Source organism: Parapedobacter indicus (assembly GCF_900113765.1).
GTDB classification, from domain to species: Bacteria; Bacteroidota; Bacteroidia; order Sphingobacteriales; family Sphingobacteriaceae; genus Parapedobacter; species Parapedobacter indicus.
In genome coordinates, this window is record NZ_FOQO01000004.1 from 266,339 (window position 1) to 289,820 (window position 23,482).

Sequence of the window (23,482 nt, forward strand, 5' to 3'; positions counted from 1 at the left end):
TAGGTTAAGAAACTGTTTTTCCAGGTGGTATTGACGAGTGAACAAATGCCGTGATAAATAAAAAGTTACGTTGCTTCTTTTTTTTCATAATTTCGTAATAACAAGTGGCTTTTGCTTATACTAAAAGTGGCGAAAAATTGGAAGTTTGAGATTTCGATCCGCAATGAAGGCCAAGCTCCGAACCGTTGCCGGTAATGGCGAAAAAAAATCGCATATCCACATTTAAAAGTGAATGAACTGAAAACATACTTGAGAAAGCTAATTTACTTCACGGAGCGTGAAACGGAGGTATTTGTCTCCTTATTTGCTGAAATCGAACTTAAAAAACACGATTATTTTGCAAAAGAAGGTGAATACTCCTCAAAATTGGCGTTTCTTTCTGAAGGTGTAATGCGGGCATTTTTCCGAAATACCTCTGGGAATGAATACAATAAGACCTTCTTTACGCCACCTGCCTTTGTGGCTGCGTATTCTTCTATTACGACAAAACGGAAAAATCTGATAAATATCCAATGCCTAACGCCTTGTTCGATATTCGTAGCGGACTTCGACAAAATTACCGCACTTTACAAAGACTTTCCAAAAATTGAGAGCCTTGCGAGAATACTGGCAGAATACAAGTTCGCCATAAAAGAAAAAAGAGAAATTGAGCTAGTGACCCTTGAAGCAAAAGAACGCTACGAAATCTTTAAAAAGGAATATCCGGATTTAGAAAACCTAATCAGCCAGTACCACATCGCTTCTTATTTAGGCATCTCGCCCACGCAGTTAAGCCGGATCAGGGCAAAAAGGTAAAATCTTTACCTATGTAAATGTTTTCCGTTTTTTTTCTCGTCAACTTTGCCGATGAAATTCATATAAAATGAAATGAAACCAAGATGTAAGGTTATTGACACGCAAGGCAATAATTAGTTACATCGAGCTCACATCAGCAATTGAAAAAATCAATAATGAAACCTGCGTAAAATGCCACAAACAAAAGGACACGATTAATTTATGCAAGCTTCATCACCGATAAAGAACAAATTTAATCGAATGAAAATGAAAATACTATTAACACTGGTAGTTGCTGCGAACATGGTTCAAGCGCAACGCAACAAAGTTTTATTTGTAATGAGTGCGGCAGATACCTTAGAATTGAACAACGGAGGAAAACTTCGACAAACAGGAGTGTTTTTAAATGAGTTTTATTTAGCGTACAAGTCGGTAACAGAAACCGGGTATTCCGTTGATTTTGCAACGCCAGGCGGAGTTGTTTCAACAATAGACGAGGAAAGTGTTGACGATAAATATTGGAAAGATAACCTAACTATAAAAAACGAAGCCCTCGAATTTATTAAGACGGATAGCGTATTCAACAACCCCAAAACACTTGAAAAGGCAATCGAACATAAATCCGATTACATTGGCTTGATTATTCCCGGTGGGCAAGGCTTAATGGTAGATTTAAAAGCTGATGCCAATATTCCTATTTTACTTAAATACTTTGCAAAAGAAAAAAAGCCAACAGGACTGATATGCCATGCGCCCAGCCTTATCTTAACCATACCAAAAGATGAAAACCCATACATTGGATTCAACGTGAATTGCGTATCGCCTTTTGAGGAATTTGTCATCGAACGATTCATCATGAAAGGAAAGCCTCAAACCAGAAAAATAGCTAAAAAATTAAAGAAGCTCGGATTGAAATACAGACATGGGCTCCCTAAAGCGAACTTTGCGGTTAGCGACAGAAATTTGATTACCAGCCAAAATCCTTTTTCTGGAGAGGCCTTTAATAAACGCTATTTAGCTTCATTGGCCGAATACCAACGGAATAGCTCAAAAGATTAAACTCCAAAACAGGGTGTTCTTTACGTCGGAACGGAAAGCACTGCAACATAGTTGGCTGGCTCTCGGAAAGGACGTCACGCAATTTCAGCGTATTGGTCAATACTTGATCACTATATGACGACAGAAATGCTGTGACGTAGGTTGTTGCTTTGCGAGATCTGCAAAGCCCGCTTGCGGATGCCGATGATATGAGACCCTTTGACACGCGCCTGTCTACGGCCGGTCACTTCGTGGTAATCATCACCGAAATTGAACATCAACTCCACCGTCCCATCCGGGATCAGTGATTCCACTTCACGGAATGGCGGCCGGTCTGCGTCAGCCTGCCAGTAGCATTCGATGTAGGGTGCCAGCAACGTATGCGGTTTATATTCTGTATAGATCATCTTTCGGTTGCTTTTTGGCTAAGAAGCGTTTCCAGCTTTTTTAGTTTTGAATCCCAGAACGTGTCGAAGTAATCGATCCATTCCCGCAGTTCGATGAAACCATCCTGCTTCAATATGCAATAGCGCTCCCTTCCGATGTTCTGAATAGAGATGAAGCCGGCAGAATCCAAAATCTTGATGTGCTTGGAAACTGCAGGCCTGCTCATATCGAAATTCTCCGCCAGCGCGTTTATCGTAAGGCTATCCTGCGAAAGCAGTTGCAGTATCTGCCGCCTGCTCGGGTCGGCTATAACCTGGAATGTGTCTAACGTCGGTACCGACATGTCATGCAGTGATTAGTTGTTTGTATAGCCGTTTTCCTATTTTAGCCCAGCCCCTCTCCATGATGATATAGGGCAGGTAGTTCCGCAACCCCTTGAACCCTTTATGTTCCAGCTTCAGGACCGTTCCCCCAACCGTGGGGATCAGTGTCCAGACCACAATGGAATCAAGCGAGGGGTTTTCCTTGGACAGTCCGCCCTTCCATGAATAGACGAGCTTTTCACAGGGGATGACTTCCAATACCTCGCAATAGATCCGCCCATCAAAGCCAAGTTTCAACTTAGGCTTGGTGCCGAACTGGAACCGATGACCGACGACCGGTTTGAAATCGTTCGGCATCAGCCATTGAGCCAGGAGTTCGCTATCGGTGAGGTATTCCCAGACTACTTCGGGTGGCTGCCCGAACGAAAATTGGTGATGGATGTCCCGCTGCATATTATGTAACCTGTAGGTTACGCAAATATATAGGTAACTTGGGGGTTATACAACTTTTTTTTCTAAAATCTTCAGTAACGTGTATAGATAACATGTACTTCCAGGTTTCGTCATCTGACGACACCCTGTCGGACTACGATTGCTTGATGATGTTCTCAAGGCACCGGCATCCGAGCCTTACTCAGGTACCTACCTTGGTGTCTTTGCCTTGGGCAATAAAGAATAATCTACCTTAACTTTTGATCATTGAAAAAACATAGCACATCTCCTGCGCGATCTGAAAACTCCTCGCCGCATATACCTGGGACTGCTCTGGTGTACCATCTGAAATTTTAGGGTCTTCAAATGTAATGGGTATTCTTCTTTCCGCTCCGGCAATGAACGGGCAGCTGCCGTCTGCCTGTGAGCAGGTCATAATGGCGGCAAATGCCGATACAGGATTAAAAGGGCTATCGTATTTTTTGGAGAATCCGATGATTGGCAACGCGTTAGCGCTGTATTTGATGGCATATACTGAATTATGGGTTTCCGCAATCTTGAAAATGTTAAAACCTTGACCAGTTAATGTTTCCGCCACTTCTGGGAATAGTGCCGTTTCTTCCGTACCGCCCGAATAGCAGTATACGTTAGGGACCCTAAAGTATGCACTTGCTGCCTGTGCCCATACCTGTGCCAAATGGCTTCTACGCGAATTATGGGTACAGATGAAATTGAGGTTTATATCCGCTCCGCTACTTGCTTTTTGCTGTACGTAATCTACCAATGGATGCAGTACGGTTTTGCGCTCCTCGTTTAGAGGCTGGGCGCCAATAATCTTCTTTAGGGCGTCAGCTAACTGCTTATACATGACGACTGGTTTTTACGAGTTAGCAACATCCTGAATTGGGTGTACAGCAACTGCTGTTCAGTTGCGTCAATTTCACGTTTTGCTTCTCTGCGGGAATACCGCAGGCATCGCTTGCCAAACAAGCGGTCTGTTTGTTCTTTAGAATGAAATGCTCGCCGTCAAAGTCCAAGTCAAATTTGCCAATCGTTTCGTTTTGGTATTCTACCTCTATTTCGGCATCCTCAATGCCTAATTTTTCTTCTGATAGCTTAATGATGTTCAATAGCTTGGTCGGCTTCAACCTGTGCGCGTAGTCGTTGGCATTCCACAGCTGGAAGTTTACCGCCCTCTCTGTACGGATTACACCCCCGCAATCAATAAAATGTTTGGTAATCTGTCCTATTTCCGTCACGTGGAAATGTTCGGGAACAAGTGTTCCGTTCTCCAATTGAAATTCGACATCATTCAACGTTGGGAGGATTTTTTTGATTGTTGACAGTTTCATAAAAATAAGATTTGAAAATCACACTAAACTATATATTGCAATATTACGATAACAGAGGCTAAAAAAATATTATGGACAGCAACTGGTTACTTTTACCTCTTGGTTGAAGAACGCATTAAATTCCGCTTGAATTTGTTTCCACAGTTTCTCATCAATACAATAGCAGACAGATTTACCCTCAATTGTTCCCTGAATGATGCCTGTACTCTTCAACTCTTTAAGGTGCTGTGAAATGGTGGCTTGTGCCAATCCCAACTCATCGACTAAATCATTACAGATACAGGCTTTTTGATTGATGAGATATTGAAGAATGGCAACCCTTGCCGGATGCCCCAAAACTTTAAATAAAGAAGCCAATTTATTTTGTTCGTCCGTAAATATTTCTGATCTCGTAAGCCCCATAACCTTTCTTTAATATCGCAATATTACGATAATAATTTTAAACTTTAGCAGAAATACTATTCTTTTTTAAGAAATTATAATTTAGACTTTCCGATGACGTATACGGATATTTTTTGCCGCACCTATAACTAGACAACCGATTCAAATTTGCACACGATGTGTACAAAATCTGAGTGATTGGTGGTTGTAAGGGATATTGACAAATTTATCAATCAGGGTTTCATCTCATCGGGGTTAGTCTTATCGTCGTCCGCCAGTGCTTTGAAGACATCGCGCGTAGAATTTCCGTTCTTGATAATATCGCCTTTATGAATAGGCGCCAATGAGTCGGACTGGGTTGAAACTGAAGTTTGCTTGGAATCGGTCTTTTTGCCTTCTGGTGCAGAAGTATGTACGTAGTCCAGTACGAAAAGCAGCGCAAATAACACAACCACACCAATAGCTACCAAATAGGAAACTTTCATCGCCAGATATTTCGGACTAAAATACAAAATAGCGGTATTTTTCCCAAACATACACTTTTGTCATAAGCTGGTTGATAAACATGCAGGAATATTGATTTTTGAAAAGAACATCAAATCTTTACATGTTGCAAGTTTAAAAACTTAATTGTAATACCTAGCTGTCCTAAATGATAAAGGTCGTGATGGATAAGCCCCTCAATCAAATATTTAAAGCTGTATCCATCACGGTACTTATTTTCCAGGAAAGTATCGTCTTTATCCGATAACATCTCAATGAGCGTATAGATGCTTTGATAAAATTCCTTTTGGAGATTTAGCCAACCGATCGCCTCTAATTGGTCGTTTGTACGCCAGTTTTCTGGACTATCAACTGTTAAATTGGCATCCAAGCCCTTCAACTTGCGGATAGATTCAATTCGCCATACCAATACGTGGGAAATAAGCTCTGCTACACTGTGTAATTCGGGTAAAGGCCTTTCAAAAGCTTTATCCGCTCCGACACCTCCTAATTTCCGTTTAAAATTTTCATCGAGCCAGTTTTCCTTTTCTTGTATATCCAGTAGCTGTGAAATGATATTTTGAATGAGCTTATCGTTCGTTGCACCATTTTTCATTTGTGACGGATGATTTTCCATAACCGTATAGTGTTATTATTTTGTTCATACGATTGCTGGTTCAATCGACATGTGATGTGAGTAATTTGTTTCAGTCCAAGGGTCGTAAAGATAGCAAACTCCTCATTATACCGAAATTTAATGCCTTACACCTAGCTTACGCAAAACTTACATCATTTGGGACGACGATCAGTTAGTGCCAGAAATAGCCCGCTAATCCCGATGACAAGGTAACTTATCACTAATGGCGAAACGCTATTATGCATCAGGTTGCTTAGTATTGAACCCAGCGTTGCACCAATCGAAAAGAAAATTGTACCATAGACTGAAGACGCTATCCCAGCCACGTTACCCAACGGCTCCAGTGCAAGAGCACTGCTGTTGGGTTCAACGGCGAGGTTAATTGACATCATCAGCGTGACAGCAGTGAAGAACAGAAGCATAGGAGGTGGATTCCCAAAACTTACGGTAAGTATCGCTAAAGCGGCAGCGACAAGCGTATAGATAAAAAGTAAGGATTTCAGGGCTCGCCTTGCTCCATACTTTGCAGATACATATGAATTGGCAAAGGTTGATAAGGCCATGAGCAGACCCATGCCTCCAAAGACCCATGGAAACAACGCGGGCTTACCATAAAGTCCGCCAATAATATGTTCCGAGCTGGCCACATAAGAACTGAGTGCTGTAAAAAGAAGCGTGGTGATGGCTGTATACCTAAGAAAGGTCCGGTTGCGCAGAACATGTCTTAGCGATTTACGAATACTGGAGAAATTTAGGGATATTCTTTTATGCTTTGGCAATGATTCCTCAAGGCGTGATGACCACACAAATACAATTAATGCAAACAAAGGTGGTGTTAAGAACACCATCTTCCATGAGAAAAGACGCAAAATAGCTGCCCCTAAAAAAGGAGCAACTACGGGTGTAAATAGAAAAATGGTGAAAATAAGAGACATGATTCTGGCCATTTTGTTACCAACAAAACGATCCCGTACACCTGCAACCGTGGTCATAAAAACTGCGGATGCACCTACACCGGCTATAAAGCGCGCAACTAACATCAGCGAAAGACTGGGAGCGAAAGCGGCGACGATTCCACCTATGATATAGAGCGGGAAACCGATGCGTAGAATGGGTAATCGTCCAAACCGATCGGAAAGCGTTCCGAAAATAATCTGTGCTACCTGGCCAAGAAAAAAGAATGAGATGATTTTTGCGGTTTCTGTTGAATGCGGATCGAGATTAAAATCCATTCGCAGTTCAGCAAATGCTGGAAGCATGATGTCAATTCCCAACGCCGTCAGCGTCATGGATGAAGCCGACAACGCTATAAACTCACCTTGTTTCATTTTCATAAGAATCCCGAGTTTGAACAGATCATCTGATAATTCGTCGAGCCTTCCGTAGCATCGGATGTACAACAGGCGAACAGCCGGATTGAATCTCGCCAATTACCTCGAATCCGTGACGCTCGTATAATGAAATATTCCTGGGGTTTGAAGATTCAAGATACGCAATTAATCCGTCCTGGTCAACGGCTTTGAGCGCCTCAGCCATCAATGCTGAGCCTACACCCGTACCTTGATATGCTGGGTCGACACCTATCATTGGCAAATACCAATGCGGTTCGGTAGGGTGAAATTTTTCCATTTGCTCAAAAATTGCCGGCAAATTTTCCTTTACATCGTCACCGACGTTTTCATCAAACAGCCTCTTCAGCGATTCCTCATCAGATCCGGCACCGGGCGGCAACCACAGAGCAGCGCCTGCGAAACCAGAGGCAATATAGGCTGTCCCGCCCTGGAATGCGCTTCCGCCGAAAGCCTTCGCGATCGAAGGAAAGGTTGCCAAATAGACTACTGGGTCCGGTAGAGACCAGCGGACCATTGGATCAGTACTGAATGCCAATGTTAATGCATCGATGGCTCCACGTTCATCCGAGGTTTGAGCGATTTTTATAATTGTGTCCCGTCGTCCATTCATTTAACAAAAATAGAGGCTATTCCGTACTTTGAAGGGGTGTCTACTGGACTTTCTGGCGGGGTATTCTGGACATGACCCGCGTACCTGGCGCCGGTGTTAATACAGCACGTTTAGCGCGCCTTTAAAATCTTTGCCCACTGAAGTGGTGATGTGATAATAATAGGCCCCAACCGGTACTAACCTGCCTTTGTATAGACCGTCCCAAGGGACGCTATAGCCGTGAGACTGGAATATAAGCTGTCCATTACGATCAAAAACCGTTACCACGGCGGCCATGTCTTCCAAACCACCGATTATCCACGTGTCGTTGAAACCATCCCCGTTGGGGGAAAAAGTATTTGGAATGAGGATATCCTTGCAGTAAGGCTTTACCTCAAATGTCGTCGTGGCTATGCAGCCCTTCTCGTCCTGCACTTCCAGTGAATACATACCTGGGGCAGAAACGTCAAAATAACGACCGCTACTGGCTCCTCCATTCCAACGATAAGCCAAATAACCGGCTGGCGCTTCCAGACGGATTACTTCGTTCGCGGCACCACAGAGAACGGTATCTCTTATCTGTGGTACCGATATGGGATCGTAAACATGCAGTTCGAAGGCCGCGGTATCAGAACAACCTGCTGCGTTCGTCAACACAAGCGTGTACACACCGGGATTGCTTACCAGGATGCTTCGGGTGGTCTCCCCTGTTGACCACTGGTAGGTGTAGGTTTCGTTGGCCTCATGATCAGCCGTGAGGGTTGTTGATGTTCCATAGCATAATGGCTCGTCGTTGGCCGCCTGGATTTGCGCATCGGCAAGGCCACGAAGCGGACGGTCAATTCGTCGGACATGACCGAGCAGGAGCCGATCGCGATTTCAACGGTGTATGCTCCGGGCTGGCTCACTACTAATATCGGATCAGACTCACGGGGTAAAAGTACCCCATCCCGATACCAGCGCTTGATCGTCTCCGGGGCATAGCCGGTTACCGTAATCGTCCCCGGCTCCCCTTCGCACATGAGAATGTCTCTATCGGACGAAATCGGCTTTTCCAAATGGTGCAAACGGACCGTTACCGAGTCTGAGAAAACAAAGTTGTCGCCGCATGCGCTGACTCCTACGGCATACGTTCCGGCCTCCGTTGCAGAAAAAGCGGGGCTGGTTTCGCCTGTCAATGCCTCTCCGTTTTGAAACCATTGATAGGAGTAGTTTGACTGAGCGTTTTTTACTTCCATCGGAAACGTATCACCTTCGCAAATATGCACCGTATCCGGATAGTCGAACGTAAACTTCGGTGCGTCTGTCATTTCAACCGTGACTTCTTTAGAATAGATTTCGATGTTTTCGCAGCCAAACCACATGACGGCGCGATATGTGCCGGATTCGGAAAAGTAAACAGCATTGCTATCAGCGCCGATAATATCTTGTCCGTTACGCTGCCATTGGATGGAATTATTTACACCTATCGAAAAGGGAAGCCTGAGCAGATGATCATCGCCGCCGCAGGTTATCAAAGTGTCACTATCTAAGTAATTGTCGTTATAATATAGGGTGTTACCCAACTGTTCGTACGATGCGGGGGCAATCGAATAATCCAATTTGAATAGGCCATCGGCTGTTGCAACGTACATGCGCTGTTCGCAAAATGAAAATGGATAATAGACAGACCAGCCATTTATTTCAACCGGCACACCATCGCTCATCGATTCCATATCATTGATGGCGACCTCGCCTAACACAGTTGCTCGGCTATACGCTGTGCTGAAATACTGCTTTTGGCTTTCGTTGGATACAAATAATCCTGTTGAAGTACCCACGAGTATATAGGTCAAATAATCTTCAGTTGCCGCGCCAAGCAAATGTAATTCGCCGATGCTTGAGACTTCTTTGTCATCGAAAAAATGAATTGGCTCCGACGGTTGGTGACAATTTGGTGCATTAGCTAGGTAATTCAATCCTGTTCTTCCTGCCCAATATTTAACGAAATTATAATCAAACATATCCTTCACGCGTGAAGAAGTGTAAACCGCGCGTATGGAATCGGGCGTGTGCGCAAAGACATCAATGGGTGTATTCCATAGCAAGGATCCCCCTTGATGACCGGCTACCAAATCAATGTTACTCACATCGGCGCCATAACAAGCCCCGCCACCTACACCATCTCCGTAGAAAATGGAAAGAGCAAATCCCTTCCTGTCATTCTGATGAAATGACACTTTCTTATTATATAGAAATGACTCGGACGGATGCTTGTTAAAATATTCGAAGTCCATTGATCGATAGACGTATAGATTGGTAACCAATGAAATTTTTCCTACATCATTGTAATCGGAAATATAATTATATTGATGATAATATTGTTTTTTGATAACTACTGAGGTGATTATGGATTCCGATAATCCTTGATTAGGTCCTATCTGCCTAATATCTCCATTGGCAAACAGGTAGGCGTAATCGCCTTTTGTGCCCAGCAACAATGTATCGGCCATATGTGAGCTGATATCGGTAAACGATTTTGTTGAATAGGTGGCAAATTGCGCGGTGAAATCCTCCACCACATTATTTGGCGATATCCGTGCAAGGAAATTACCTTCACCAAGCACCCAGACCCAGCCATCGTTGGTAGTCTCTACTTTCCGGATTTCCTTACCCGCAAAGAAATGCTCGTCAATGTGCAGGCTAAGTTGCGCGACCACGGGATGACACCCGAATACGAGGGGAAGTATAAGCCATATGATAGAAAGCTGCTTCATCCTTTTTTGCCTAAAACATCACCTGCGGGCAATATACCTTATACCGATTGTTGAGCAGGAAACCCAGCACCACTTCGTGGCTGCCGTAGGCCAATGTGCGCACCGGTCCGGTACTGAAATCGTAGGAATAACTGAGGTTCAACAACGCACTGATATTGACACCGGCCATCACTGAAAAGGACTCGTGGTTGCGGTAGCCGCCGCCCACCCAAAGGCGATCGCGAAAAGCCAACTTTACATTATAGTCGCCCACAAACGGCATCCGTGCTAGTTGTTTGAACAACACCGAGGGCACAACTGCCATATCACTACCCAGGTGTAGTTTGTACCCGGCCGTAAGAAAAAATTGCTGATACCCACCAAGGCGCTGGGCGTTGTCCGAAAATGCCAATGGGTTACCGAGCAACTGCTGTGCGGAAACGCCTGCAAAAAAGCGTGCACCATACAGCCAGAGCCCTAACCCCAGCTCCGGAGCTATGCGACTGTCAGCATAACCGGCTAGCACGGGGTCGTTCGGTGTACTGATACCGGCCATATCCAACCGTACTTGCGAGAAGCCCGCATTTACACCGGCCGAAAGATTCATCGTCTCGGTTATACGCAAGTGGTAGGCATAAGCTACCAGTGCATCGGTACGGACAAACTGTGCCGCACGGTCATGCTGCAGAATAATACCTGCACCATGGTGTGGTTCTGAAGCACGGTACCTGTGGCTGTACCCGCGGCTGTACGGATTGTATCCTCCTTCCCCAAAGGAGGTGACACCATCCTGAATATGCCGGGCGCCGATAGGCAGATGTGCGGACAGGTATGCCGTCTGCGGAGCTCCCTCCAGACCGTGCCATTGACTCCGTCCTCCTAGCTTTACATCAACATAGCGTTCGATGCCTGCCACGGCAGGATTCATCAAAAATCCATTGAAGATGTACTGTGTATATTGTGGGCGTTGCTGTGCACAAAGTATGGATGCCATACTAAGAAAAAGGAAGAACATACCGGTTGATCTCGCGTACATATCGTTTCCCCGAGCGGTTAATCTGTAAGAATCTTTATGCTCCTTTTCTATTAGGTCTTTTAGTTTATAAAAGTCGTTATGAGGTGCAAGATAAAACATCGATTTGAGATTTGCAAGCTGTTTACATCGCAAAAGCAGATAGATGGAATAGTAGGGATTTCGTCAGCCTCATTCAAATGGGAAAGTTTTTTTATAATCTAATTGTTTTAATTAGTTGTAATACCCATCTTTACGCTATACAGAACAGAACTAGGTATAAAATGAAGAATAAACCAATATCCTTGATGAAACAGCGTGCTTTGTTGATGATTATTACCCTCGCTTTTTCCTTTACTACCCACGCGCAGAAACCCGATTCGGATTCCGGATGGATTGATCTTTTTGATGGCACCAGCACCGAGGGCTGGCGCGGGTATAATGCAGAGGTGCTACCACCGGGGTGGACTATCAAAGACAGCACACTGACGTTTGATACCGAACTTGGCTTGGAACAGGATTACAAAGGAGGAAAAGACATCCTTTATGGTGCTCAAGAGTTCGATAATTTTGAACTATACCTGGAATGGAAACTTCCCGAAGGAGGAAACAGCGGCATTTTTTACCATGTAAAGGAAGGATATCGGGCTCCATCTGGCGTGGCACCTGAATACCAGCTCATTGATGATGAAAACTATGCCCGTATACATGACCTTACCGCTTACAATACCAGTTTGGGTTATACGGAAAAACCGGAAGAGCTGAAACCCTTGCAGCAAACCGGTGCCGATTACGCCATGCATCCTCCCGATCCCAACAAGACGTTACATCCGGCAGGCGAATGGAACAGCTCCAAAATTGTTTTTACTCCGGAACGCGTGGAGCACTGGCTGAATGGAAAGCTGATTTTATCTTTTGTTCCCTGGGATGAAGCGTGGTACGAAAAGAAGAACTCGGACAAGTGGAAAAGTAGTCCAGATTATGGTAAATTCAAAAGTGGATACATTGCCCTGCAGGATCATGCGAGCCCGATCTGGTTCCGTAACATTAAGATTAAAAAATTATAATTGCGTAACCAAGGAATTTTTCTATTTGTTTGGACTGTAATATGTTTGCTTGCTATATAATTTTCAGGTAAAATATGCCGTTCTTTCAACTCGCCATAAGACAAGGTTTTTACTTTTTTAGCGTCGACAGCAATTCGTCCAGCTGCTTAAAATCAATGATCATGCCTTCCTTAAAGCCCATCGCTATCTCTTTTTCGAGGTCAGCAAGCGTATCGTAGGTCAGCAGCATATCTACCCGTACTTTATTTTCTTTGAGGGTAAAGGTATTCTCCCATACGTTTTGCGGAAACGCCGGATTTATCGTTCCGTTTTCGTCACTGAATCCGCCTTTTGAGGCAAATGATTTTTCTTTTACAATAGAAAGAAAGTTGGATTTGCTCCAATGTTTTTCCCCTTCGGGACTGACCATTGCGTAGAGCCAAAAGCCACCTTCCCGAAAGTCCATTGCTTTCGTTTCGGCTCTCCAAGGCTGCGGCCCCCACCATTGGTCCAACAGTTCGGGGTTTGTCCAGGCGTCCCAAACCAATTCAAGGTTTGCGTCGAATTCACGTGTGATGTGAATGGTTTTGTTTTCTTTGTTGACGGTGAAGTCAAATAACAATGTCGGGTTCATTTTATTTATTTTTTAGGGTTAATAAAAATTTGTCTAAATTTCTGAGATGTGATGAAAAGCCCTTTTTGTGACTATCTGTAGCCATTTTTCCGAACATTTCAGGGCTCCTGTATTTCTCTGTAATCGTTACGAGTGTTTTGCCATCTGCTTCGCTGAAAATTAAAGTACATTCGGTACACGCAAAATCCGGACTAACGCTTCCGTTTTCATCACTGAATGCCCTCAATTCTATAATGCTTTTTTGAGGTTCAATTTTTTTGTAGTCATACCGGCTCCAATGCTTTCCCCCTTCAGGGCTTACGATTGCATAATGCCAAAAGCCACCTTCGTGAAAATCCATCGTTTTTGTTTCTGTCCTGTACGGGTTTGGAGCACACCATTGGTCAAGCAGTTCGGCCGTTGTCCAAGCTTGCCAAACCATTCCAAGGCTGGCATCAAATTCACGTTTTATGTGAATGGCTTTATTTTCCTTATCTACGGAAAAATCAAACAAGAGATTATTATTCATGACTTCTGTTTTTTAATCGTTGATAATAAGTCGTCTAATTGATTAAATCTCGTTTCCCAGATTTTGCGGAATTGATCTAACCAGCTATCTATTTCTTTCATTTTGTCAATTTCAAGTTGGTAATAGATTTCTCTGCCTTTGTGTTCCTGTCTTATCAGTTCACATTCGGTCAAAATACGTAGATGTTTAGATACCGCTTGTCGGGTTGTATCAAAGTGTTCGGCAATGGCGTTTGGTGTCATTGCCTGTAATGCAATTAAGGCGATAATTCCTCGCCTTGTTGGGTCTGCAATTGCCTGAAAAACATCTCGTCTCATGTTTGTTGCCTTTATTTACGAAACCAATCAGTTGCAAATATACGTGCAACCTTTCGGTTTCACAAATTTTTATCGCTTTTTTTTTGGCATCAAACGTATCACACCTTGAGACGTGCGATACCTTCATCCGGATACGAACTTGCTTCTATTCGTCCCGCAGACTGTCTACCGGATTGGCCAACGCCGCTTTGATGGCTTGGAAGCTGACCGTCACGATGGTGATCAAAAGTGCCAGTACAGCTGCCAGTACAAAAACCACCCAGCTGATGGCAATTCGGTAATCGTAATTTGCAAGCCATAGGGTAAGATAATACCAGGCGATCGGTATAGCGATGATGCAGGAAATCGTCACCAATAGCATAAATTCTTTTGATAACAGCCGCCACAGGTTGGCCACACTGGCCCCAAGCACTTTACGGATACCAATTTCCTTGGTACGTTGCTCAGCCACGAAACTCGCCATACCGAATAGCCCCAGACAGGAAATAAAGACAGCGAGTACAGCGAAATAAGAAGCCAGTTTACCGATACGTTCTTCGGCCATGAATTTATCGCCAAAAGCCTCGTCGATAAAAGTGTAATCAAACGGCACATCGGAAATGTACTTTTTCCAAGTTTTTTCGATTATGCCGATGGATTGGGCTGTGCTTTGCTTTGGATTCAATTTTAAAACCAGGTTTGCCATATCACTCATGGGCGCTATGCGGTACAGTGTGGGGCGCACAGGGAAGAAAGGCGACTCTTGTAAGATGTCTTTCACCACAGCGATAATGGTGAAAGGCTCGCCTTCCCATATCAACGTTTTGCCCACAGGCTCTTCAAAGCCGATAAACTTAGCAGCCGATTCATTGATGATAAACGCGGCGGAATCTGTAGCAAACTCCTTTGAAAAATCCCGGCCCGCTTTGATCTCCCATTGTACAGTCTTACCGAAATCATAGGACACGGCGTTAGTCGGAAAATCTACGCCCAGGCTGGGGTCTTTGCCTTCCCATTCGAATCCCCCGTTGGTATTCCATACGCTGGTCAACGGACTCACGCATGCTGCCAATTCCTCAACAGCACCTGCGTTTTTCAGTTCGGTTCTGATCACCTCAAAATGATCTTTGATTTCATCCTGGAGATTGAGGTTTACCAACCCTTGTTTAGTATAGCCTACCGGCCGGTTTTTTGCGTGCTGGATCTGCTGGTAGACAATGATCGTTCCGATAATCAGCATGACGGAAACGGTGAATTGCAGAACCACCAAGACTTGACGCGGAACACTCGCAAACCGGCCTACACGAAAGGTTCCTTTCAATACTTTCAACGGTTTGAAAGCGGACAGATAAAGAGCCGGATAGCTTCCGGCCAGCAACCCTGTAATGAAAATAAAGACGAGATTGAGCGTCCAGAATAAGGGATTTTGCCACGGAATACCTATTTTTTTACCTGCCACTTCATTAAATAAGGGTAATAGCCCGATGACCAATAGCAGCGAAAATATAAAGGCTAGCAATACAATTAAATAAGATTCGGCAAAGAACCTGCTGATCAATTGCCAACGATGGGAGCCTACCGTTTTGTGAATGCCCACTTCCTTGGCCCGCTTTTCACTCCGGGCGGTGGCCAGGTTCATGAAATTGATGCAGGCCAGTAGCAACACGAATAGGCCTATAATACCAAACAACCAGACATAGCGGATATTCCCACCCGTGTTTTGCCCATTCTTAAATTCGCTGTAGAGATTCCACTTACTCATGGGGTGCAGGAAAACCTGCCATTGGTATCTTTTCTCACCTTCGCTAACGTTGTTTAGTTTCGTGTCTTTGATTTTAGCGGAAACAGTTTCGAAATCCGCACGATCGGCGATTTGCACGAAGGTTTGGGAAAAATTACTTCCCCAGGGGTTTTGCATTTCTTTGGCCCAGGGATTCTGGATGAGCCAAAGCTCCCAGGGTGCGATGAGTTTCAAATTCCTGAATGAGGCATTGTTTGGCAGGTCTTCATAGACGCCCGTCACCTTTACCTGATAATTCCTGTCGAATGTGATGGTCTTATGCATGGGATCTTCATCGCCAAACAGGGCTTCCGCAGTGGAGGCCGACAACAGGATGGAATACGGATCTTTCAATCCATCGCGTGTTCCTTTCAGCATATCGAGCGTAAGCATTTCGGGGGCATCTGCTTCGAAAAATATCCCCTCTTTGAAGAAATGCTTATCACCGACTGACAGCATATGGCCACCCGGCCAAGATGCTTGCACTACGTATTTGAAATCGCTCCCGTACTTCGTCCGCAGCTCGGGTCCCATCAATCCCGGATTGGAAGTTTGGCTTTGGAGTCGGCCGTTAAAGTTGACATGCTGCATTACCTGAGCGATGTGGTCGTAGTTTTTATGGTATCTATCAAATGTGAGCTCATCGTATACCCATAGGCCGATCAGCATGGCCACAGCCATGCCCACGGCAAGGCCCCCGATATTGATGGCGCTGTAACCCTTGCTCTTAGCCAGGTTGCGCCAGGCGATTTTGAAATAGTTCTTTAACATCCCTTCGTGCTTAGTGGCTGAATGCCCTTTGTAAGCATCAACAAATCTGCCATCGTAAAAAAGCATGTTAGAAATAAGAAATCAACGATTTAGATTTTTATTAGTGTTCGTAACCGGACAATAGGTGTCCGAATACGGACAGGACATGGCGTTAAGGCTTACCATTATTAACCCAAAACTGGAAAAGTTCCGGGATTTGTATAAGGACAAATTAAAACAAGAATAAAAGGTCTTAGATTGGGATAGCAGATTTAATAAGGGCTGCCACAATGGATTACCGCTGTGCCAGCCCCTCTAATCAAAAATGGATTTAACGTCAGCCAATGACAATGGGATTTCGGTTAGCTTGTATTCCGGGATGTTTTCTAAGTCTTCTGACTGAGAAACGAGATGGGATAAAAGTAGATTTGCTTCTAACTGATAAAATTGTGTTTGAAATGGTAGGTTGTTTTTTTTGTGCGCTTTGTTCTAAAATCTCGTCGATCATGTTAAAGTTAAAATGAAGTTAATATATAGTATCTAATAACTGATGCAAATATACGCTTTATTACTACATCATTTGTATGCTTAGTGTAAAAATTACACACTTAAATAACTATTGATATATATTTGTATTACAGCATTTTAATAATCCGATTTTGAAATCCAAGAAACCTGATATATTAACCTGAAATGAAAGCATGTGGTTTACCCTGACCGAAGGAACCCGTCAGTTAATTTTGCTTTGAAAATGAGGCTATCGGAAAATTACTGATAGGATGGCACAGTTGAAGCCGCAGGCTATAAGAGCCTTAACGTCCACATCGAGCCGATAGATCGCATGCGATAACCGCTCAATTGTTAAAATCCAAGTAGGTACTTTAACGTTTCACCCTGTTGTCGCTCCCGACTGATGGTAGCGCTGTTATCGCCTAACTGAAAGCCGTAATAGCCAAATTGGGCGTGATTACCTCCTTCTATCCGAACGAATTCAGTAGTGGTAGGCAGCTTACCCCTATTCGCTAAGATATTCGCCTCATTGGCCACTCCGTCATGAGATCCGTAGATCTTCAGGACAGGTAAAGTACGGCCAGCCAGTGAAATGTCGCGCGGATGGGTGGTGCCGATCAGCACCAACTTATCGATCAGATCGGGATGTTCGTAAACGAACCGAGCGGCCATCTTTGCTCCCTGCGAATGCCCTGCAAGAATATATTTCTTAGTTGTATCGGTCAATAGGTTTAATTTTATCAGCTTATTATAGCCATACATTGCCATTCGCCCCGGCATCTGGATCAAGTACACCTGTACACCGCTGTCGGCAATGTCCATTTTTTCTTCATCCTCTTGAGTTCGTCGTTAGTCTGTCTATTAGTTCGCCCAATAGGGTATTTATTACATGATGACTGCCCTTTTCCATTGAGAGACAATTTTTATAGCCTAATGATGAAGATGTCATGTCATTCGACGGTTTCGTATGCAATTTCCAATAGCCACAAAGATTGGCTCTTCAGGATTGGGAGTACCGTGCCCCTCTAATGGGAAGTACCAATAAAATTGAGCAAATACCAACGCAGATAAAAAATATCTGCCGCTAGCCTAATTTTCCAATTTCCTGCATTATAGGTACCAAGGGTTTATCTTTTTGAGCCTAGTAAATTAATGGATACATGAGGATCCCGGAGGCCAAACACCTCCAGGACCCGATACGCTAATCCCAGTTTCAATACCCTGGATTTTGTACCATACTCGGATTGGCATTCAGCTCATCGATAGGAATCGGTTGTGCATAATCCGAATCATCGGCCCATTCGATAGCACCCCCGCGAATCTTTTCATAGTAAGCCGCCTCGCTCGCCCCTATCTTCCAGCGACATACATCGAACCACCAGTTAAACTCACCGAAAAACTCCGCCCATCTTTCGTACTTCAACGGATCATTCCGTAAGACAGGATCCGATGCCATCGTGCGGTCAGTCAGGCTTTTGTAATCGAACGGCGAAGGCTCATCAACCGCAAAGCCATATGCACGTCGTTTTACCTTATTGATATATTCCAAAGCATCGGCGTTATTTCCTGTACGAATGAGTGTTTCCGCATAAAGCAAGTAAATATCGGCGAGTCTCAGCCACAGGATGTTGCTGCCATTTGCCCTATTTATTTCCAGCTCAGTACCATTTAGATTGATGTATTTCCGGAAACTCCATGCCTCCATATTAATTTCATTAATATCAAGATAGTGAGAGATGGGATATTTTGTGCCGTTAACCACCATGGAATCAACATAAGGCTGTAAACAAGCCACCCAAAGCCGTGGGTCCACTGTCTTGTCCGACTTCGCTTTCTTTGAGGCGGCAACATAGTGAGGATCTACATTTGAAACATTAGCGACTGTCGTCCCCGGAGGGAAATAGTGTCCGAGATCAAAACCAAAGCGGGTGATATTTTTTGCGTGCGGGAAGACGTTGCACCAAGCAGATGCACTTGCCGTCCCAGTTGTCGGGCTCACATAGGACGGTGAAATCATCGTCCCGATATGGGATCCCATCGAACGGTCATCGGCACCAGGATAAGTTATATCCACATTGAGGTTCAATTCATACAACGATTCAGAATTGAATTCATGCTCGCCATTAAACATCGTGCTATATACGTCGAACGGCACCAACGCCTTGTTACTTTGGGAAATTACCTCGTTCAACAGTACTTTTGCAGACTCCCAATCCTGTACAAAAACGTATACCTTAGCTAAGAAACCTTTCGCCGACCACTCATCCGCCTTGTGTTTATCGGGCAGCGATGTCCATGATTTACCGTCAAGCAGTTCCGCTGCAGTCACCAGATCACTGATAATGAAATCCCACGTTTCCTTTACCGTTGCCCGCGATATTTGAGTTTCACTGAGACTATTTGCTGCTTCCGTGACTATTGGCATACCCATCTTTTCTCCGCCTACTCCATCTACAATAAATGTCTCCGCCCAGAAAGCAGTGAGGTAAAAATAATACCAAGCACGTAAAAAAAACGCCTGCCCACGGATGAGGTCGATTTCGGCTAACGCGACCTCACTGGCATTCTCTCGGACACGAGTTACTCCGGCAAGTAGGGTGTTGGCACGTTGCACTCCACGCCACAAATCAGGCCATATCTGCCTCAGAAATGCATCGTTAGGCAGCGTATTGTTCTGTCCCATCTGAATCCAGTTCGGCGACCCTTGCCAACTTAAATCGCAGGTATGATCCAGCACATAGGTACTGTAGGGCCCGATTGCTCGTCCAAAAATCCCTCCCGCGTGCTGCGTGGCATATACGCCGGCTAACAGCTGCTCCAGGTCGTCTACCGTGTTCGGATAATTTGCGGTTGAAATGGCTGTCGCATTGTCTATTTCGACGAAATCAGGACTACAAGAACAAACGAATGCGGACAAAAAAATCAATATGTATTTTGGTAATTTCATGTTTTATCTTTTTAGAAGTTCAAATTCACGCCGGCCGAGAACAGACGGGTGCGCGGATACGAATTAATTGCATCAATTCCCCGGGCAGTTGTCCCATTCCTTCCAAGCACCTCAGGGTCAAGCCCGCTATAGTTTGTCAGCGTAAAAAGGTTCTGTGCCTGCACGTATATTTTCAGATTGGAAATCCGCAACGCCTTCGTGAGTGCGTCATTGAATGTATAGCCAACCTCCAGATTCCGAAGTTTTAGAAACGATCCATCTTCCACAAAATAACTGGAGACCCGACCGTAATTCGAGTTGGGATCGCGCGAAAACGAACCGTTTTCATTCGTCACTCCCACCCTTGGCTGATCCGTAAGACCATTTCCATTGAAAAACGAGGCATTGAAGATATCCTTGGTCGTATTATAATCTCCATACATGTATTCCGTAACGTGCTTATTTCCGTTATAAACGTCTACGCCTGCCACACCCTGTAATAGTGCAACCAGTTCCAAGCCGCGCCAGCCTAGATTTAGCGTAACTCCGTAGATCATCTTCGGCCATGGATTGCCGATAAATGTCTTATCAGCCGTCGTGATTCGCCCATCTCCGTTGATATCCTTGTACCTGAGGTCGCCAGCCGCCGTGCCAGCATTTTGGTAGAAAAGACTTTGGTTTCCGGTGGCCTGCCGGGCTTGCTCATTAAGCGAAGTGACTTCTTCGTTGTTCTGAAAAACACCTTCGACCTGATAGCCGTAAAATTGGCTCATGGGATAGCCCACTTCGGTACGTCCGGCGTTTCCATCAAGGTCTGCGCTAGCGGAGCCGTCACTGATAGGGTTATTGTTTGTGCCGTCAAGCTGCTTCACCAGATTCCGGTTGAACGATGCATTTGCGGCAACGGCGTAGCTGACCTCTCCCGCTTTACCTTGATAATCCACAGCGAGTTCTACACCTTTGTTGCTCATCTGCCCGATATTGGTAAACACGGAGGTATTCCCGAAACCTGCGGATTGGGCTACAGGCACACGGTATATCATTCCCTGTGTCTGCCGGCTGTACCAATCTACCGTAAAATTTAAGGAGTTTTTGAGTAGCCCTATGTCCAGCCCGATATCGGTTTGGAGCACGGTCTCCCATCGGATGTGTTGATTGGCAAGTTGTGCGGTTAACGCATAGCCTTTAAATCGCGAGCCATCTGCCAACCCCATACTATTCGTGCCGCCCGCGCCCCCATAAGATACTTGATACGTGTATTGCGGGATATTACTGGTGCTGCCTAATTTTCCATAACTGGCCCGGAACTTCAGATTACTGATGTGTGGGATATTGTCTTTAATGAATTGTTCTTCACTCGCCCGCCATCCTATTGACCCTGATGGAAACACACCGAACCGGTTGGCGGGCCCAAAGCGATCAGATCCGTCACGACGGATGTTGAACGATGCCAGATACTTGTCGGCAAATACGTAATTGACACGTCCGAATTGGGAAAGCAAGCGGGTTTGAGGAAACTCCCCTCCACTGGCTACATAGCTACTGGGATTGTTTGATAACGCAAAATTATAAGTCACATAGGGAAACCCTTGCGCCTCAGCGTGCAGCGAGGTGAGATCGGAACGGTAGGCTTCATAACCTGCCATCGCTTTGAAGCTGTGCTGCCCGATCGCTTTATCATAGGTTAGCACGAAATTGGCGGTCAAATTGCGTTGATTATCGTTGTCGCGAATCAGCGCTGCTACATGGTTAACTAAGATTCCGTAGTCATATGCCTCATTAAACCGCCTGTTGCTTATGCTGAAAATCGATAAACCGAACGTGGAGCGGAAGTTCAATCCGGGAAGAATGTTCCAGTCGGCATACACATTGCCCTCCAAGGCATAGGTTTTATTCAGTATGTGATTCAAATATTCTTGACCTACCGGGTTGGGACCTCCGAAAAAGCCACCGGTCTTACCCCATCCACCATAGGGGTTGGAAGCATCACGCAACGGAACTACTGGCGCCGATCGGAACGGATACGTCGTGCTAACCGTGGGATTAGTAGTGGTTGCCCAAGCGTATAACGTCTCGCCCACCTTGAAATTATCCGTTATATTGAAATCCGCATTGGAACGGAGGCCGAACCGTTTAAATGAGTTATCGATGATTGTTCCGTCCTCTTGGAGATAATTCGCGGACAGGTAGTAATTTGTCTTGGTGGTGGCGCCGGAAAGTGACAGCGAGTAACTTTGCTCTGCACCTTTCTTGTACAGCGAGTTGACCCAGTCATGATCTGGCAACGATGCGGGGTCTCCCCAATTGCTTGTAGCCACACCGAAATTGGTTTTTGCAATATAGTAGTCTGGTGTCCGGAGCATTTCGAACAGATTTAAAGATTCGCGTACGCCGTAGTTTGCGCTAAAGTTTATGTCCATCCGGTCGTGTACATCCCCTCGCTTTGTAGTAATCAACACTACACCTCCCGCAGCCTGCGCTCCATATATAGAAGCTGCGCTGGCGTCTTTTAAAATTTCAATGGACGCGATGTCCTGTAAATTAAAATTGCTTCCTGCCGACATTCGTACGCCGTCTACTATGTATAGAGGTGCCATTCCGCCGATGGATCCGACGCCCCTTATTACGATGTCTGAATTCGAGCCCGGAGCGCCGTCATTGCGTGTCACCTGCACGCCTGCTGCACGCCCCTGTAACGCCTCATTAATGCTGCGGACCGGGAGATTCTGTATATCTTTTGATTTTACGGAAACAACCGCGCCGGTCATGTCCGACCGACGTTGCGTACCGTAGCCGACGACGACAACCTCGTCTAAATCACTCACCGTCGCTTTCAATGACACGTTGATGACGGTCCTGCTTCCAATAGCTGATTCGGCTGCTTCAAATCCAATGGCACTATAAGTTAATGCCATTCCATTTTCAGGGATGTCAATTTCGTAAATACCATTGACATCAGTCGTGGAGACTACGTTTGTTCCCTTTACTCGAACCGTTACCCCTTCCAAAGGGTTGGCCTGTTCATCGGTAATCCGACCGGTAATGGTACGTCGTTGGATTTCTTCGGGAATAGGGTCTGACGGTTGGTTAGGTCCGGAAGTGCTGCCGGATCGCGTGATGATAATTGTCTTGTCTTCGATGTACCATTCAAGATTTTTCCGGGCCAAAATGGCCTCCATCGCATCGTCCAGCGTCGCGTTCCGAATGTCAATATTGACGCGCGTTTCAGCAATGTGCTCTCCTAAAAAGAAAAACGAAAAACCTTGCTGCCGTTTCAGCTTATGCATTACCTCTTGCAGCGCAACATTGCGGGCGCTTAAGGTAATTTTTTGTGCCTTGGATTCGGCAACAACTTGCAATACGAATACGGTACTGAGAAAAACCGTCAATTTCATCATGAGAATGAATCGGTAAAATAAGGGATGAAGATCCCCCTTCACGCATTGTGAAAAAGTCATATATTTGTCCTGTTTGGATGGTTAAATAAATTGGTTAAATCCTTCTAGCGATATTAGGTGTTTGCTATCCAAACACTTC

General features: G+C 45.0%; 23 protein-coding genes. 3 read left to right on the plus strand and 20 right to left on the minus strand.

Annotated features, from left to right (window positions below; all coding sequences use genetic code 11):
- Positions 1 to 228 precede the first annotated feature (228 nt).
- Complete coding sequence (locus tag BMZ56_RS10280; protein ID WP_090626498.1) at positions 229 to 795, plus strand: Crp/Fnr family transcriptional regulator; 567 nt, start codon at positions 229 to 231, stop codon at positions 793 to 795.
- A gap of 240 nt (positions 796 to 1,035) precedes the next feature.
- Positions 1,036 to 1,833: a DJ-1/PfpI family protein gene (locus BMZ56_RS10285; RefSeq protein WP_177195117.1), complete on the plus strand. Its 798-nt coding sequence runs from the start codon at positions 1,036 to 1,038 to the stop codon at positions 1,831 to 1,833.
- A 110-nt stretch (positions 1,834 to 1,943) separates the two neighbouring features.
- Here the strand turns inward: BMZ56_RS10285 and BMZ56_RS10290 are convergent, their stop codons facing one another.
- The 13 genes from BMZ56_RS10290 to BMZ56_RS10350 all read right to left on the minus strand — a co-directional run bounded on the left by BMZ56_RS10290 (position 1,944) and on the right by BMZ56_RS10350 (position 11,618).
- Complete coding sequence (locus BMZ56_RS10290; RefSeq protein ID WP_090626500.1) at positions 1,944 to 2,219, minus strand: DUF6597 domain-containing transcriptional factor; 276 nt, start codon at positions 2,217 to 2,219, stop codon at positions 1,944 to 1,946.
- Positions 2,216 to 2,542, minus strand: a complete 327-nt coding sequence (locus tag BMZ56_RS10295) for an ArsR/SmtB family transcription factor (protein ID WP_090626501.1) — start codon at positions 2,540 to 2,542, stop codon at positions 2,216 to 2,218. The genes BMZ56_RS10290 and BMZ56_RS10295 overlap by 4 nt, the downstream gene beginning before the upstream one ends.
- Before the next feature lies 1 nt (position 2,543).
- Positions 2,544 to 2,975, minus strand: a complete 432-nt coding sequence (locus tag BMZ56_RS10300) for an SRPBCC family protein (protein ID WP_090626502.1) — start codon at positions 2,973 to 2,975, stop codon at positions 2,544 to 2,546.
- A gap of 232 nt (positions 2,976 to 3,207) precedes the next feature.
- Positions 3,208 to 3,822, minus strand: coding sequence for an arsenate-mycothiol transferase ArsC (locus tag BMZ56_RS10305; RefSeq protein ID WP_090626503.1), 615 nt, complete (start codon positions 3,820 to 3,822; stop codon positions 3,208 to 3,210).
- Between the two features lie 19 nt (positions 3,823 to 3,841).
- Positions 3,842 to 4,306, minus strand: a complete 465-nt coding sequence (locus BMZ56_RS10310; RefSeq protein WP_090626504.1) for a DUF6428 family protein — start codon at positions 4,304 to 4,306, stop codon at positions 3,842 to 3,844.
- Between the two features lie 69 nt (positions 4,307 to 4,375).
- A complete protein-coding gene (locus BMZ56_RS10315; RefSeq protein WP_090626505.1) occupies positions 4,376 to 4,708 on the minus strand; it encodes an ArsR/SmtB family transcription factor in 333 nt (110 codons plus the stop codon).
- Positions 4,709 to 4,920: 212 nt separating this feature from the next.
- Complete coding sequence (locus BMZ56_RS10320) at positions 4,921 to 5,172, minus strand: hypothetical protein (protein WP_143072903.1); 252 nt, start codon at positions 5,170 to 5,172, stop codon at positions 4,921 to 4,923.
- A 110-nt stretch (positions 5,173 to 5,282) separates the two neighbouring features.
- Positions 5,283 to 5,807: a DinB family protein gene (locus BMZ56_RS10325; protein ID WP_218146538.1), complete on the minus strand. Its 525-nt coding sequence runs from the start codon at positions 5,805 to 5,807 to the stop codon at positions 5,283 to 5,285.
- Positions 5,808 to 5,959: 152 nt separating this feature from the next.
- Entirely contained in the window at positions 5,960 to 7,141 is a 1,182-nt protein-coding gene (locus tag BMZ56_RS10330) for an MFS transporter (RefSeq protein ID WP_090626507.1), read from the minus strand.
- A gap of 22 nt (positions 7,142 to 7,163) precedes the next feature.
- Positions 7,164 to 7,769, minus strand: coding sequence for a GNAT family N-acetyltransferase (locus tag BMZ56_RS10335; protein WP_090626508.1), 606 nt, complete (start codon positions 7,767 to 7,769; stop codon positions 7,164 to 7,166).
- A gap of 96 nt (positions 7,770 to 7,865) precedes the next feature.
- Positions 7,866 to 8,417: a T9SS type B sorting domain-containing protein gene (locus BMZ56_RS10340; RefSeq protein WP_143072904.1), complete on the minus strand. Its 552-nt coding sequence runs from the start codon at positions 8,415 to 8,417 to the stop codon at positions 7,866 to 7,868.
- An 11-nt stretch (positions 8,418 to 8,428) separates the two neighbouring features.
- Entirely contained in the window at positions 8,429 to 10,504 is a 2,076-nt protein-coding gene (locus BMZ56_RS10345; RefSeq protein WP_090626510.1) for a hypothetical protein, read from the minus strand.
- A gap of 10 nt (positions 10,505 to 10,514) precedes the next feature.
- Positions 10,515 to 11,618: a PorP/SprF family type IX secretion system membrane protein gene (locus BMZ56_RS10350; protein ID WP_090626511.1), complete on the minus strand. Its 1,104-nt coding sequence runs from the start codon at positions 11,616 to 11,618 to the stop codon at positions 10,515 to 10,517.
- 185 nt (positions 11,619 to 11,803) lie between these two features.
- On the opposite strand from BMZ56_RS10350, the gene BMZ56_RS10355 reads away from it, so the two are divergent.
- The gene (locus BMZ56_RS10355; RefSeq protein WP_090626650.1) at positions 11,804 to 12,562 is read left to right on the plus strand and encodes a 3-keto-disaccharide hydrolase; all 759 of its coding nucleotides are present in this window, start codon (positions 11,804 to 11,806) and stop codon (positions 12,560 to 12,562) included.
- A gap of 109 nt (positions 12,563 to 12,671) precedes the next feature.
- Here the strand turns inward: BMZ56_RS10355 and BMZ56_RS10360 are convergent, their stop codons facing one another.
- From BMZ56_RS10360 to BMZ56_RS10390, 7 genes are all read right to left on the minus strand, one after another.
- On the minus strand, positions 12,672 to 13,175 hold the full coding sequence (locus tag BMZ56_RS10360; RefSeq protein ID WP_090626512.1) for an SRPBCC family protein: 504 nt from the start codon (positions 13,173 to 13,175) through the stop codon (positions 12,672 to 12,674).
- A gap of 1 nt (position 13,176) precedes the next feature.
- Positions 13,177 to 13,683 (minus strand): SRPBCC family protein, encoded by a 507-nt coding sequence (locus BMZ56_RS10365; protein WP_090626513.1) that lies wholly within the window; start codon positions 13,681 to 13,683, stop codon positions 13,177 to 13,179.
- Positions 13,680 to 14,000 (minus strand): ArsR/SmtB family transcription factor, encoded by a 321-nt coding sequence (locus BMZ56_RS10370; protein WP_090626514.1) that lies wholly within the window; start codon positions 13,998 to 14,000, stop codon positions 13,680 to 13,682. Before BMZ56_RS10370 ends, BMZ56_RS10365 begins: the two co-directional genes overlap by 4 nt.
- 145 nt (positions 14,001 to 14,145) lie before the next feature.
- The gene (locus tag BMZ56_RS10375) at positions 14,146 to 16,530 is read right to left on the minus strand and encodes an ABC transporter permease (RefSeq protein WP_090626651.1); all 2,385 of its coding nucleotides are present in this window, start codon (positions 16,528 to 16,530) and stop codon (positions 14,146 to 14,148) included.
- Positions 16,531 to 17,370: 840 nt separating this feature from the next.
- Positions 17,371 to 17,841: an alpha/beta fold hydrolase gene (locus tag BMZ56_RS10380; protein WP_090626515.1), complete on the minus strand. Its 471-nt coding sequence runs from the start codon at positions 17,839 to 17,841 to the stop codon at positions 17,371 to 17,373.
- 391 nt (positions 17,842 to 18,232) lie between these two features.
- Positions 18,233 to 19,966: a RagB/SusD family nutrient uptake outer membrane protein gene (locus BMZ56_RS10385; RefSeq protein ID WP_090626516.1), complete on the minus strand. Its 1,734-nt coding sequence runs from the start codon at positions 19,964 to 19,966 to the stop codon at positions 18,233 to 18,235.
- A gap of 11 nt (positions 19,967 to 19,977) precedes the next feature.
- Positions 19,978 to 23,403: a SusC/RagA family TonB-linked outer membrane protein gene (locus tag BMZ56_RS10390; RefSeq protein WP_218146539.1), complete on the minus strand. Its 3,426-nt coding sequence runs from the start codon at positions 23,401 to 23,403 to the stop codon at positions 19,978 to 19,980.
- Positions 23,404 to 23,482 lie beyond the last annotated feature (79 nt).